The sequence below is a fragment of the Janthinobacterium sp. genome, assembly GCF_031995485.1.
Classification (GTDB): Bacteria; Pseudomonadota; Gammaproteobacteria; order Burkholderiales; family Burkholderiaceae_D; genus Janthinobacterium.
On sequence record NZ_DAMAGB010000021.1, the window covers coordinates 38,837 to 52,348 of the forward strand.

Below are 13,512 nucleotides of genomic sequence, written 5' to 3' on the forward strand. Positions count from 1 at the left end.
ATGGTGCCAGTTTTTGTCACCATGGTGACGATCATGACGATCAAGCCGGCAAATGATCGAGCAGTTTGTCGAGCGTGATGGGGTAGTTGCGCACGCGCACACCGGTGGCGTTGTAGACCGCATTGGCGATCGCCGCCGCCACGCCGCTGATGCCCAGCTCACCCACGCCTTTGGCCTTCAGCGGCGAGATGGTCTCGTCCACCTCGTCGAGGAAAATCACCTCCTGGTGCGGGATGTCGGCATGCACCGGCACCTCATAAGCGGCCAGGTCATGGTTGACGAAAAAACCATGGCGCTTGTCGACCACCAGTTCCTCCATCAGCGCCGCGCCCGCGCCCATGGTCATGCCGCCGATGACCTGGCTGCGCGCGGTTTTCGGATTCAGGATGCGCCCGGCAGCGCACACGGCCAGCATGCGCCGCAAGCGGATTTCGCCGGTGGCGGCGTCGACGGCGACTTCGACAAAATGCGCGCCAAAGGTCTGCTGTACATAGCGCTTGGCGAGGTCGCCGTATTCCATCGCGTCTTCGCCAGCCAGTTCGCCGTCTTTCGCCGCCTGGGCCAGGGCAAACGACTGATCCTCCTGCGTCACCCGTCCATCGGCGAATTGCGCGCGCTGCGCGTCCAGGCCGAGTTCGGCCGCCACCAGCGCGCGCAGCTTGACGCAGGCCGCATACACGCCCGCCGTCGACGAGGCGGCGCCCCACTGGCCGCCCGATCCAGACGACTCGGGAAAGGCCGAGTCGCCCAGCCTGACCACCACCTGATCCATGCCGACGCCCATCATTTCGGCCGCGGTCTGGGCGATGATGCTGTAGCTGCCGGTGCCGATATCGGTCATATCGGTCTCGACGGTAACGATGCCCTTGCCGTCCAGCCGCACCCTGGCCGCCGATTTGGTGATCGGCGCGCCACGGATGGCCGCGGCCACGCCGAGCCCCACCAGCCAGCGCCCTTCCCGCCTGCTGGCTGGTGTTCGATTGCGCTGCTGCCAGCCAAACTGCTGCGCGCCCGTTTGCAGGCATTGCACCAGTTGCCTGCGCGAAAATGGCCGCCGTGGGTTGGCCGGGTCGATTTGGGTGTCATTGATGATGCGAAATTCAACCGGATCCAGCCCCAGTTTTTCCGCCATCTCGTCCATCGCGACTTCGAGCGCCATCATGCCCGGCGCTTCGCCAGGCGCGCGCATGGCGCTGCCTTCCGGCAAGTCGAGCTGGGCCAGGCGCAGGCGCGTCATGCGGTTGGCGCCGGCGTACAGCACGCCGGTCTGGATGGTGGCCGCTTCCGGCCTGCCGCCGGCCAGGTTGCCGGACCAGCTTTCGTGGCCGATGGCAGTGATCCTGCCATCCCTGCCGGCGCCGATGCGCAGGCGCTGCAAGGTAGCCGGCCGGTGCGTGACGTTGTTGAACATCAACGGGCGCGGCAAGGTGACCTTGACCGGCCGCCCCACCGCGCGCGCAGCCAGAGCGGCAAGCACTGCGTCGGACAGGATCGTGCCCTTGCCGCCGAAGCCGCCGCCGATATATGGCGAAATGATGCGCACGTTTTGCTTCGGGATGCCGAGGGTGCTGGCGATATCGCGCACGCCCCAGTTGATTTGCTGGATCGAGGTCCACAACGTCAGTCGTTCACCATGCCAGGCGGCGATGGTGGCGTGCGGCTCCATCATGGCGTGCGCCTGGTCGGGCGTGGCGTACTTGGCATCCAGCCGCACGGGCGCGGCGGCAAATGCGCCGATAAAGTTGCCCAGTTCGGTTTCCGGCGGCGGGCCAAAGGCGGCCGGCCTGGCCACCGGCGCGCCTGCCCTGGCGGCGGCCAGGTCAAAGGCGCCCGGCTCGCGCACATACTCCACGCGCACCAGCTGCGCCGCCGCGCGCGCCTGTTCAAAGGTCTGCGCCACCACCACCGCGACGGCCTGGTGGTAATGGTCGACCTGCGGCCCGGCCAGCGCGCGCGCCACATAAAATGCGCCCCGATCAAGCTTGCCGGCGTTGCCAGCGTGGACCACCGCCAGCACGCCGGGCGCGCGCCGGGCCTGCCCGATATCGATCGCCGCGATGCGGCCTTTGGCGATGCCCGCCCCTACCACATAGCCATAGGCGGCGTTCGGTGCGGCCGCATGTTGTTCATAGGCATAGGTGGCGCGCCCGGTCACCTTGAGCGGGCCGTCGACCCGGTCCACCGGCTGGCCGATGATCTTCAATTGGTCGATCGGATTGGTGCCTGCTGGCTGGTCAAATTTCATGCGGTCTCCTTGCGTGCCTGGTCCAGCACCGCTTTGATGGTGCGCTCGACCAGAGTGATCTTGTAAGCGTTGTCAGGCGTGGTGCTGGCGCCGGCCATCAGCAGCGCCGTGACCGCTTGCGCGCCCAGCGGCATGGCCGCTTCCGCCGCCTCGATGCGCCAGGGTTTTGCCGCCACGCCGCCCAGGGCGATGCGGCCGGTGCCGTCCGCCTGCACAATGGCGCCGACCGACACCAGCGCGAACGCGTACGAGGCGCGGTCGCGCACCTTTTGATAAATATGGATGCCGCCGACGGGTTTGGGCAGGGTCACGCCGGTAATCAGCTCGCCAGGCTCGATCACCGTCTCGCGCTGCGGCGTGTTGCCTGGCAGCGTATAAAAGTCGGCGATGGGAATGCGCCGGCCCGCGCCGTCGGCGCGCATCGTGACGACAGTGGCGTCGAGCGCCCGCATGGCCACCGCCATGTCGCTCGGATGGGTGGCGATGCAGGCGTCGCTGGCGCCCAGTACCGCATGGCTGCGCGAAAATCCGCCGATGGCCGCGCAGCCGCTGCCTGGCTGGCGTTTGTTGCAGGGCAAGTTCGTATCGTAGAAATACGGGCAGCGCGTGCGCTGCAGCAAGTTGCCGGCGGTGGTCGCCTTGTTGCGCAGCTGGCCCGAGGCGCCGGCCAGCAGCGCGCGCGACAGCAAGGCATAATCGCGCCGCACGCGCGTATCCGACGCCAGGTCGGCGTTGCGCACCAGCGCGCCGATATGCAGGCCGCCGTCCGGCGTGGGCTCGATGCGGTCCAGTCCCAGGCCATTCACGTCGATCAAATGGGTCGGTGTTTCGATATCGAGCTTCATCAGGTCCAGCAAATTGGTGCCGCCGGCAATAAATTTCGCCCCCGGCCGGCACCCTGCCAACGCTGCGCCGGCGATGGACTGCGCGCGTTCATAGGTAAAAGCCCTCATGCGCCACTCCCGGCCACTTCGGCAATGGCGTCGACGATATTGGAATACGCGCCGCAGCGGCAGATATTGCCGCTCATGCGCTCGCGCAGTTCGCCAGCCGTCAGCCGCACCGGCGCGTCCAGATCCGCCGTGACATGGCTGGGCACGCCCGCCTTGACTTCGGCCAGCACCGCCACCGCCGAGCAGATCTGGCCCGGCGTGCAGTAACCGCACTGGTAACCGTCGTGCTTGATAAAAGCCGCCTGCAGCGGGTGCAGCGACTGTGGCGTGCCCAGCCCCTCGATGGTGGTGATGCTGTCGCCCTCGTGCATCACCGCCAGGCTCAGGCAGGAATTGATGCGGCGGCCATTGACCAGCACGGTGCACGCGCCGCACTGGCCATGGTCGCAGCCTTTCTTGGTGCCGGTCAACTGCAGTTGTTCACGCAAGGCATCGAGCAAGGTAGTACGGGTGTCGAGGACGAGTGCTTCCTGCCGGCGATTGATGGTGAAGCTGACCTGGTGCTGGGCCGGGCCGGCATCCGTGGCGGCGGGTTGGGCGCTGGCGTTCAAAGGCACCATGCTGGCGGCCACGGCGGCGCCGCTGCTGACCAAAAAATCGCGCCGCTTCATGTCGGCAGTGTGAGGATCGTGCATGTCGATGTCCTGGAGATGGTTGGCTTGCGCCCAGCTTGACACAGGTGCCCTGCGCACGATATCCCGATGCTGCCGACTTATTGCCTGTTCTTCTCGAAGTGCGCCGTGCATACTGGCTGGCGCCTCGCCCGCACGCGTATGATGATTGCCTGAAGAACCCACCCCGACTGACGAGGCAAAACCATGACCCTTGAGCCCGAACCAGCGCGCCGCCAGCTTGCCGGCAAGGTCGCATCGCTGATCGGCACGGCAGAGAGCATGCAGCTGGCTGTGCCCGGCCTGACGATTTACCGCCATGCGGCGCCCACCGAGGCCTATTCGAGCACCTACCAGCCCAGCATCGCGCTGGTGGCGCAGGGCAGGAAACAGGTCGACCTGGGCCAGAGCCGGTTCGTCTACGATGAATCGCACTTCCTGCTGACGTCGCTCGACTTGCCCGTCACCAGCCGTGTGATCCAGGCCAGCGCCGGGCGCCCGTATCTGTGCGTGCGGCTGGCGTTCGACATGGCCATGGTGCGCGAACTGCTGGCACAGGGCGGTCTGCCGGCGGCCCGGGGACAGCCGGGCGCGCTGGCGATGACACTGGGCCAGACCACGGCGCCGCTGCTCGATGCCTTCGGCCGCCTGCTGGACCTGCAGCAGGCGCCCGGCGATATCGCTTTTCTCGGCGAGCTGCTGGCGCGCGAAATCATCTACCGCGTGCTGCAAAGCGCCGACGGCGCGCGCCTGCGCGCCATCGCTACACTGGGCGAGCACGGCCAACGCACGGCGGCGGTGGTCGACTGGATCAGGCAACACTACGCCAGGCCGCTGCGCCTGGACGAACTGGCTGGCATGGCGGCCATGGGCCAGTCCACCCTGCACCGCCATTTCCGCGCCCTGACGTCCATGACGCCACTGCAATACCAGAAACAGCTGCGCCTGCATGGCGCGCGCCGGCTGATGCTGACCGAAGGCTGGGACGCATCGAGCGCCGCCTTCGAGGTCGGCTACGAAAGCGCGAGCCAGTTCAACCGCGAGTACAGCCGTTTTTTCGGACGTTCGCCGATGCGCGATGTGAAGGCGTTGCGCAGGCCGGAGGGTGGCTAGCGCCGCAGTTTGTCGTCCCCTTCCGCCACCGCCAGCCGCGCCCGCAACTCCTGCCGCTCCGCTTCCAGCTGCGCCAGGCGCTCGCGCAACGGCGCCACCGCCGCGCTGACTTCCTGCTCGGTGTAGCGCGGCGTGATGTGCTGCGGGCAGTTCCAGTCGAACGCCTGCAGGCGCAGGCGGTAAATGCGTTCGATTTTCGCGCCATAGGCGGCATCGGTCACCTGCGCCGTCAGCGCGGGATCGTCGCCTGGTGCCAGGATATCGACGTGCACGTAGATTTTCAGGCGCGCGCGGCGCGCATAATCCATCAGGAACAGGCAGGCGCGGTCGTTGGCGGCCACATTGCCCGTGCTGATGTACTGCCGGTTGCCCCGGTAGTCGGCAAACGCCAGCGTCTGCGCGTCGATCAGCTTGAGAAAGCCGCGCGGGCCGCCGCGGTGCTGGACGTAGGGCCAGCCCGTCTCCGACACGGTCGCCATATAGAAGCTGTCGCGCTCGCCGATAAAGGCCGCTTCGCTGTCGGTGAAGCGGTCGAATTCGCGGTGGCCCCTGAAGTCCTGCCACGTGTGATCGGCACCCATCTGTGCCTGGGCGGCGCGGACGCTGGGGGTGATGGCGATATCGAGAAAACCATAGGACATGGCGAGCCTCCGTAGTAATTACGCCGGGTCCGGCGCGGATGCATCGATTATCGGCCATTCCAGTGACGTTGATAATCCCTTGGAATTGGGATGGACCCTGTCAAATTATGGAAGAATTGATTTGCCACGCATGCCGGCATGACACAGCGGTCGACCACGGTATGGCTCATCAGCACTTGCAAGCTGTTAAACTGTGGCCAACTACTCATTTTTACTTTCAAGCGCACATGACTAACGTGGAAGACCTGGTACACACCGGCATCGCCGGACTCGATGACATCCTGTTTGGCGGCATACCGCGCCATAACAACATTATCGTGGAAGGCGCGCCAGGATCGGGCAAGACCACGCTGGGACTGGGATTCATCCATGCCGGCGCGGCGCAATACAACGAAGCGGGTGTGATCGTCTCGTTCGAGCTCGACGAGGCCAAGCTGCTGCGCGATGCGGCCGGTTTCGGGTGGGACTTGCAGGCGCAGATCGACAAGGGCCTGATCCGTATCATCCAGACCAGCCCGGCCGTGCTGCTGTCGGAGTTCCGCAATGCCGATGGCGCATTTTCCACCGCCCTGCGCGGCATGGGCGCGCGCCGCCTCCTGATCGATGGCCTGACGCCGCTGCGCCTGTATGCCGAGGCGCATGACCTGGCGTTTCGCGAAGACCTGCACATGCTGATCGAGGGACTGAACCGGCTCGGCGTGACCACCATGATGACGGCCGAGCGCGACGCCTCGATCGCCGCGCCGGCGCACGAGCGCTTCGTGTTCGACACCATCATCGAGCTGTCGCGCACCGAGCACCGGCGCCGGGTCGAGCGGCGCCTGACAGTGGCCAAGTCGCGCGGCCAGAACTTTATCGCCGGCAGCCATACCATGCGCATCGAGGCGCACCAGGGCGTGCATGTGTATCGCCGCGCGCAGTCGCGTCCGCTGACGCTCAATGACCAGCCCACCTCGGACCAGCGCATTTCGGTCGGCGCACCGGCCATCGACATGCTGATGGACGGCGGCCTGTACGAAGGCTCGGTGACCATGGTCAGCGGCATTTCCGGCACCGGCAAGACGGTGCTGTCGGTACAGTTCCTGACCGCTGCGGTGAAGGCCGGCCACAAGACGCTGCTGGTCACGCTGGACGAGCATCCGCGCCAGCTGGCGCGCAACGCCGCCTCGCTGGGCTTCGATCTCGATGGCATGCAGGAACGCGGCGAACTGTTCCTGCTGTACGAGTCGCCGCTGGAACTCGAGCTCGACGTCCATTTCGACCGTGTCATCAAGCTGGCCGAGAAGGAGCGGATCGACTGCATCGTGTTCGACTCGGTCGCCGTATATGAAATGGCCAGCCGCCTCGAGGTGGCCGACTACCTGTATGCGCTGGCGACCCACTTCAAGAACCGCCTGGCCACCATCTTCTTCAACTACGAGAGCCCGGAACTGCTGGGCCTGTCGCAGATCAGCGAGGAGCTCAAGGGTTCGCACCTGGTCGACAATATCATCCTGCTCAATTACGTGGAAATTTCCACCGTGCTGCGCCGCGCCATCGCGATTCCCAAGGTGCGCGGCAGCCGCAACCGGCAGGTCACGCGCGAATATGTAATCGCCAAAGGCGGCCTGTCGCTGCTCGACGAGGACCAGTCGGAAGCGGCGCGCGCCAACGCGGTGCCGCAACTGCCGTTTTCGGCGTATTCGAGCCTGCTGTCGCGCTCCCCTACCCGCCAGAGTCCGGCGATCGAATCGGCCGTCGTCAATGGCGAGGACCTGCCCGACTCGGTTACCCTGCCTGTCAAAGCGATTTCGTGATCCATATCGCCGAATCCGATTTTTACCAGGTCGACTGGGACGAATGGCGCACGCCTTTGCTGCAGGTCAGCCAGGCCAGCAGCCTGGTAGTCTCGGCCTACGATATCGCGGGCGTGCGCCAGGTCGGCCCGCTGCTGCCATCGCACACGGCGCAGCTGCTGGGCAGCTCCACCTTGTGGCACGACGGCGGCCCCGGCGCTGCCGCCGAGCGGCGCATCGTGGCGCGCATGGCCGATGGCGAAAACGATGTCGAAGAGCAGTTTCACGGCATGCAGATCTGCAGCCTGCCCCTGACCCGTGCCGGCCACCGCTATGGCGTGCTGGTGTTCGGCTGGTGCCTGCGCGATTTCAGCTCGCCGATGGCCTGCGAACGGCTGGCCAGCCTGGTGGGCCTGTCTGGCCGGCTCTTGTGGAGCGCAGTACGGCTGGAAGCACCGTTGACCGATGCGCGCCTGGCCACCTACAAGGAGCTGCTGCGCACGCTGGCCGGCTCGATCGACCGCCAGCGCGACACCATCGACGAACTGAACCGCGTCAGCCGCACGCGCGAGCTGTTCCTGGCCACCGTGTCGCACGAAATGCGCACGCCCCTGTCGGCCCTGTCGATGCGGGTCGACCTGCTGCTGCATACCCTGCAGGACATGCCGCCGGCGCTGAAAACCGCCCTGCTGGCGATGCGCATGCACGTGCGCCAGGAGGCGGCGATGGTGGAAGACCTGATCGACGCGGCGCGCACGCTGACCGGCACCATGTCGGTCGAGCGCGTGCCCGTCTCGCTGGGCCGCATCGTGCGCGACGCGGTGTCCACCACCGAGGTGAACGCCAGCGAAAAACGCATCACCTTGTCGGTCACGCCGTTCGACCATGGCGACCATATCGAACTCGATGCCGATCCGCGCCGCCTGCAGCAGGTGCTGTGGAACCTGATCCTGAACGCCATCAAATTTACGCCCGCTGGTGGCGCGATCGAGCTGGCGATACAGCGCGACGCCGACGCCGTGCGCATCGTCGTGCGTGACAGCGGCCAGGGCATCTTGCCCGAAGACCTGCCGCACGTGTTCGGCGCCTTCACGCTGCAAAGCCACGCCAACGCCAGCGGCCTGGGCCTGGGCCTGTATATCGCGCGCCGCCTGGTCGAACTGCACGGCGGCTCGCTTGCAGTCAGCAGCGAGGGCAAGGACAGGGGCGCCAGCTTTACGGTGTCGCTGCCGGTGCGGCCGGCCAAGCGCGCAATCGCCTGACACTTGCCCGCATGGAGCGGGCCTGATCATATCGATTTCAATTGATTTTTTGATAGCATCGGGAATGCAGGCTGCCACTTTCAATTGAATCGCGCTTGTCAGGAAATAATTTCTGGGTTGTAATCTTGCATTGATTATATCCAAACTGGCGTAGGAGGCGATGGCGCCGCAGACGGGAGAACCCTCTTCATGGCTGAAACGATTTCATCTCAGGCCGGCCTGGTCGATGCGCGCGCCATATTGTCGGGCCTGACGCAGGCAACGCGGCTGCTCAGGCTGACCACGCCGCTTGGCGCCGATGTGCTGCTGGCCGAATGCGTGCGCGGCGAAGAAGGACTGAGCCTGGGCTTTCGCTTCCAGATCGCGGCGCTGTCAACGGATGCCGCCATTGCGCTCAAGTCGCTGCTTGGCCAGCCTGTCTTGCTTGAACTGCTGACGGCCGCCGACCGCGACCAGCTGTGCGCCTTCCATGGCCATGTGACCACCGTCGATATGGCCGGCGCGAACGGCGGCCTTGCCCGTTACAATCTCTCCGTTCGTGTTCGACATCCTCGACGCCGTGTTCGCCGCCTACCAGAGACAGGGCAAGCTGGCGCCGGCCTGGCGTTTCGACCTCGTCGATCGCGGCATTTATCCAAAGCGCAGCATTACCACCCAATATCAGGAAAGCGACCTCGCGTTTGCCGAGCGGCTGATGCATGAGGAAGGATTTCCATTATTTTGAACACAGCGGCGATGCGGCCAGTGCAGGCCTGGGCAGCCACACCATGGTCATTGCCGACCATAACGGCAGCTTCAGACCAAACGCCCAGGCGGAAATCGCCTTCGCTGAACCCGGCGCGACCATGCGGCAGGACAGCCTGGACCGCTGGCGCAGCGAGGTTCGTCTGCAGACCAATGCCATCGAACTGGGCAGCTGGAATTACCGTTCGCTCGGCATGCGTCCGGTCCAGGCTGCCAGCGCGCTGCCGCAGGCCGACGACCATATTCTGGCCCTTGCGAAGATCGTCGAACATAAACTGATCAGCAATCCCGCAGGAGCGCAGAAATTTGCGCCAGAGCACAGCAAGCATGATGTGCAAAAAGAATTCGGGGAGCAGGCCCTGATCGACGCCGAAAAATATTATAGCGAGTTTGGCAAGCCTAAAAAGGTCAAAAAAAGAAAAAGTAATTTATGGAAAACAAGGAATTCATCAAACGGCGGCGCCAGATCTATCTCGATGAAGACAGTTACCGCCATACCCTGGGGCATATCCGCAGCGAAAACGCGCTCAATGTGCAGGCACTGCAGGAGCCGCTGACCGAACGGGGCCGCAAGACCACGCTGGACCTGATCGCCAGCAACAAATGGACCGTGTTCCAGTTGCAGTACACGGCCGGCGAAAAACTGACCGAACTGGCGGAGTCGCTCGACGACATCGTGCTGGCATACGAACAATATGTCGATGCGGCGCAGGCCATGCCTGACGATGCCTATATGCCGCCTTTCGTGATGAACGACGTCATCGATACCTATGTCGACTACCTCAATCTGCTGTGCGCTGCCATTTTGCTGCGCCGCGAAGAACTGATACCGCGCATCCATGCCCTTAACGCAGGCACGGATTTCGACGAGGCCGATGCCGTGCTCGAGGAGCTCTTCGGCCGCTTCCTGCCGGACCGTCCCGAGCTCGATGACTGGCTGTGGGACCAGCCCTACCGCAAGCTGCTCGATGCGATCGACGACGATACGCCGCAGGCGATGGCGAAAGGCATGAAGCTGTATGTGAAAAGCTGGTACAAGGACATGAAAGGCGTCGCCCATTTCTGGGGCAAGCATGCAGAGATAGAAGCCGATTTTACGCCCTATGAGGGATATTGGGCCATGTGCGCGGCCGCCTTTACCTATCTGCTGGAGCTCGATGACAGCGCCTATCGCGCCGAGACGGTGTATCCCGCCGATATGGTCGACTATGCGCGCAGCCTGCCGGACACCGTCCGCGCCCGGGAGGGCGAAGCACGGCTGTTGCGCGTCGAGGGCGGCGATATCTGCCCCCGGGACGGCAGGTGGTACGCGCCGGCGCAAGCCGACAGCACCCGGCATTTCACCAGGGGAGAACGGATGCCGGACTTCCCCGACGCAAAATATGGCCGCACCATCTGGCAATGGATAGGCGAATAAGTGGCAGCGAGGCCGGCCCCATGGGCCTGAGATGACCGCTTGAGAGACCTGGACGCCCTCAATCCGCCGTTTGCAAAACCGAGCAGTGCTTGCCGGGTCGGCGCACTTATCCCTTTCATTCTTGGCGGCGCCTCGATGGTCCTGGTATCGGACGCGTCGACAGCGTCGTCGCCGGGAACCAATCCGCTGGCGCTGGTGCTGTCAGGTGTGGTTTTACTGAATTTCCTGCTTTTTTTTATCCCGCGCATTTTCCGCTGGGACTGGAACGTGCGCTATTTCCTGGTCAGCGGGTTTCAACTTGGCAGCATCGTCATGCTGGGAGGCGTGCCGTGGCTGTGCTTTCTGCTGTACGGCTCACCGCCCCTGGCCCTGCGCGGCCTGGCTTTCCTGGCCTACCTGGCCATTATCTTCCTGCCCGGCAGACGGTTCATCCAGATGTATGCCGACATCCAGCAGTCCGGCGAACTGATGCGTTATTTATACCAGCACGATGCGGAGGATGACACCTACTATTATGTGCAGAAAAATGATGTCAGGCTGCAGGAAAAGAAATACAAGGTCAGCTTTTTCCCGCCCGCGATGCTGTTTATTGCCTTCGCCTTGGCCGCGTTTGCGATGATCCCGTTCGCCGGCCAGCTCTCGGCGCTGGCCGGGCTGCCATTTGCACACCTGTTCATGGGGATCATTTCGGTACCCATCGATATGATGGGTATTAATTTTTTGGTGAAAGCATGGCTGGTCTTTGCGTATTTGCCAAAATCCATCGGCAAGCGAGCGGGCCAGAAGGTACTGGTCGACATGGGATCGAGCACAAAGTTGCCAGCTCGTCACTGACACGGGAGCGATAATCTCATGACCGATGACAATTTTTGCCTGCGGCGGCGCCAGGCCTGCCTCGATGAAGAAAGTGGCAAACAGGTCCCAGGCGGCAATGTACATGGCGTACGTATCTCGCCGTTCGTCCGTCTGTACAACATGCAAGCTTGCGATGACGAGGCCGGGACCTGGCTGGCGCTCGCCGGGGAAATTGGCGGGCGCAACATCGCCTGTGTCCACCTGAGCTATCAACACACCTTGGACGCCGATTGCGAAACGAGCTTTTTTGCCCATTTCCGCGAGGCATATGCCGGCACGCTGATCGTGCCGGGAAGCCTGGGCGTCAGCATCATGTTGTTACTGCTTATTCGACACTCAACAGATAGTAATTGTCGAATTCCTCCTGCGCCACCAGCTTGAAACCGTGGCGCTGATAGAAACGGTTCGAATCGCTGCCGCGCAGTGCCCCCACCCGTAGCGGCAGTCCTTGCAACCGGGCTTCATCGATAATGCGCGCCAGCACGATGGCGCCGATGCCCTGGCCCTGGCTGCCAGGGCGGATATACAGATGGTCGAGCAGCAAGGCGTCCGCCTGCGGCTTGACGGCCACAAAGCCGATGCGCCGGCCCGCCACCTCGATATGGCGCGTGTGTGCGGGCGAATAGCCGGACAGGAAACGCTCGCGCGCGCGCTGCGGATCGAAGCGGCCGATGCGCGCCAGGCTGTCGCGCATGGCGGCAATCCTCAGCGCGACCAGCTGCTCCGCATCGTCTTCATGCGCCGCGATCAGCGCGATGGTCATGCTGTCCATGCCGGCTTATTCCGTATGAAATTCGCTGGCCGTGGCAAACAGGTCCCAGGCCGCAATGAACATGGCCGCGACAATCGGGCCGATGACGAAACCGTGCAGCCCGAACAGGGCCATGCCGCCGACGGTCGACAGCAGCACCACATAGTCGGGCATCCTGGTGTCCTTGCCGACCAGCACCGGGCGCAGCAGGTTGTCGACCAGGCCGATCACCAAGATGCCGAAGGCGATCAGGGTCACGCCCTGCCAGATGGAGCCGGTGGCGAGGAAATAGATGGCGACCGGCGCCCAGACGAGCGCCGCGCCGATGGCCGGCAACAGCGACAGGAATGCCATCAGCACGCCCCACAGCAGCGGCGCGCGCACGTCGAGGAACCAGAAGATCAGGCCGCCCAGCGCGCCCTGCGCAATGGCGATCAGGATATTGCCCTTGACGGTGGCGCGGATGACGGTGGTGAAATTGTTGAACAGGCGCTGCTTGTACTTGCGGCTGAGCGGCACGGCGTTGCGGATGCGGGCCGTCAGGGCTGCGCCGTCGCGCAACAGGAAAAACAGCAGGTACAGCAGGATGCCCAGGCTGGTCAGGAAATCGAACGTGTACAGGCCGATATTGATGGCTTTCACGGCCACGACCTGGCTGACCTGCGAGGCGCCGGCCGTCAGCTTGTCCTGCAGGCTCGACAGGTTGGTCAGGTTGAAGCGGTCCAGCAGGTTGATGGCCCATGCCGGCAGCGCATCCATTACCTTGCCGAAGAAACCGGCCACCGTGATGTCGCCCGCGCGCACCATTTCCACCACCGAGGCCGCCTGGTTGACCAGGGCGGCGGAAATCAGCGACAGCGGCAGGATCACCATCACCACGATCAGCAGCAGCACCAGGATCGAGGCCAGGGTCGCCCTGCCCCTGGTTTTCAGCAGCACCCAGCGATACACGGGGGCAAACACGATCGCCAGGATGACGCCCCAGAAGATGGCGCCCGCGTACGGCAGCAGGATCCAGCCAAAAGCAATGGTGACGATGCTGAGCAGCAGCAGGAACGTCTTCTGTTGTAGTGTGAGTTGAGACATGGATAGTGGCTTATTGTTAATTGAAGTTGCACCATGATAAGCCACACACGCGTTCTTGC

General features: G+C 63.9%; 14 protein-coding genes and 1 pseudogene. 9 read left to right on the forward strand and 6 right to left on the reverse strand.

What is annotated here, in order from left to right; all coding sequences use genetic code 11:
• Positions 1–40 precede the first annotated feature (40 nt).
• The 3 genes from paoC to paoA are packed head-to-tail and all read right to left on the reverse strand — an operon-like array spanning position 41 to position 3,833.
• Positions 41–2,245 carry an aldehyde oxidoreductase molybdenum-binding subunit PaoC gene (paoC, locus tag RTQ46_RS13635; RefSeq protein ID WP_312437299.1) on the reverse strand — a complete coding sequence of 735 codons (2,205 nt, stop codon included), beginning with the start codon at positions 2,243–2,245 and terminating at the stop codon, positions 41–43.
• Complete coding sequence (locus tag RTQ46_RS13640; protein WP_312437300.1) at positions 2,242–3,198, reverse strand: xanthine dehydrogenase family protein subunit M; 957 nt, start codon at positions 3,196–3,198, stop codon at positions 2,242–2,244. The genes paoC and RTQ46_RS13640 overlap by 4 nt, the downstream gene beginning before the upstream one ends.
• A complete protein-coding gene (paoA, locus tag RTQ46_RS13645; RefSeq protein WP_312437302.1) occupies positions 3,195–3,833 on the reverse strand; it encodes an aldehyde dehydrogenase iron-sulfur subunit PaoA in 639 nt (212 codons plus the stop codon). Before paoA ends, RTQ46_RS13640 begins: the two co-directional genes overlap by 4 nt.
• 183 nt (positions 3,834–4,016) lie before the next feature.
• On the opposite strand from paoA, the gene RTQ46_RS13650 reads away from it, so the two are divergent.
• The gene (locus RTQ46_RS13650; RefSeq protein ID WP_312437304.1) at positions 4,017–4,922 is read left to right on the forward strand and encodes an AraC family transcriptional regulator; all 906 of its coding nucleotides are present in this window, start codon (positions 4,017–4,019) and stop codon (positions 4,920–4,922) included.
• Here the strand turns inward: RTQ46_RS13650 and RTQ46_RS13655 are convergent.
• A complete protein-coding gene (locus RTQ46_RS13655; RefSeq protein ID WP_312437305.1) occupies positions 4,919–5,563 on the reverse strand; it encodes a pyridoxamine 5'-phosphate oxidase family protein in 645 nt (214 codons plus the stop codon). The genes RTQ46_RS13650 and RTQ46_RS13655 overlap by 4 nt on opposite strands.
• A gap of 227 nt (positions 5,564–5,790) precedes the next feature.
• On the opposite strand from RTQ46_RS13655, the gene RTQ46_RS13660 reads away from it, so the two are divergent.
• From RTQ46_RS13660 to RTQ46_RS13695, 8 genes and pseudogenes are all read left to right on the forward strand, one after another.
• Positions 5,791–7,359: an ATPase domain-containing protein gene (locus RTQ46_RS13660; protein ID WP_312437307.1), complete on the forward strand. Its 1,569-nt coding sequence runs from the start codon at positions 5,791–5,793 to the stop codon at positions 7,357–7,359.
• Entirely contained in the window at positions 7,356–8,600 is a 1,245-nt protein-coding gene (locus tag RTQ46_RS13665) for a HAMP domain-containing sensor histidine kinase (RefSeq protein ID WP_312437308.1), read from the forward strand. Before RTQ46_RS13660 ends, RTQ46_RS13665 begins: the two co-directional genes overlap by 4 nt.
• Before the next feature lie 189 nt (positions 8,601–8,789).
• A pseudogene (locus tag RTQ46_RS13670) lies at positions 8,790–9,080 on the forward strand (hypothetical protein); the annotation flags it as partial.
• A 79-nt stretch (positions 9,081–9,159) separates the two neighbouring features.
• A complete protein-coding gene (locus tag RTQ46_RS13675; RefSeq protein WP_312437310.1) occupies positions 9,160–9,324 on the forward strand; it encodes a contractile injection system protein, VgrG/Pvc8 family in 165 nt (54 codons plus the stop codon).
• The gene (locus RTQ46_RS13680; RefSeq protein WP_312437312.1) at positions 9,299–9,901 is read left to right on the forward strand and encodes a contractile injection system protein, VgrG/Pvc8 family; all 603 of its coding nucleotides are present in this window, start codon (positions 9,299–9,301) and stop codon (positions 9,899–9,901) included. Before RTQ46_RS13675 ends, RTQ46_RS13680 begins: the two co-directional genes overlap by 26 nt.
• A gap of 191 nt (positions 9,902–10,092) precedes the next feature.
• Positions 10,093–10,761 carry a PoNe immunity protein domain-containing protein gene (locus RTQ46_RS13685; protein WP_409518335.1) on the forward strand — a complete coding sequence of 223 codons (669 nt, stop codon included), beginning with the start codon at positions 10,093–10,095 and terminating at the stop codon, positions 10,759–10,761.
• Positions 10,762–10,800: 39 nt separating this feature from the next.
• Entirely contained in the window at positions 10,801–11,595 is a 795-nt protein-coding gene (locus RTQ46_RS13690) for a hypothetical protein (protein ID WP_312437314.1), read from the forward strand.
• A gap of 18 nt (positions 11,596–11,613) precedes the next feature.
• Complete coding sequence (locus tag RTQ46_RS13695; protein WP_312437316.1) at positions 11,614–11,997, forward strand: hypothetical protein; 384 nt, start codon at positions 11,614–11,616, stop codon at positions 11,995–11,997.
• Here the strand turns inward: RTQ46_RS13695 and RTQ46_RS13700 are convergent.
• Positions 11,942–12,379 (reverse strand): GNAT family N-acetyltransferase, encoded by a 438-nt coding sequence (locus tag RTQ46_RS13700; RefSeq protein WP_312437362.1) that lies wholly within the window; start codon positions 12,377–12,379, stop codon positions 11,942–11,944. The genes RTQ46_RS13695 and RTQ46_RS13700 overlap by 56 nt on opposite strands.
• 15 nt (positions 12,380–12,394) lie before the next feature.
• A complete protein-coding gene (locus RTQ46_RS13705; RefSeq protein WP_312437318.1) occupies positions 12,395–13,453 on the reverse strand; it encodes an AI-2E family transporter in 1,059 nt (352 codons plus the stop codon).
• Positions 13,454–13,512 lie beyond the last annotated feature (59 nt).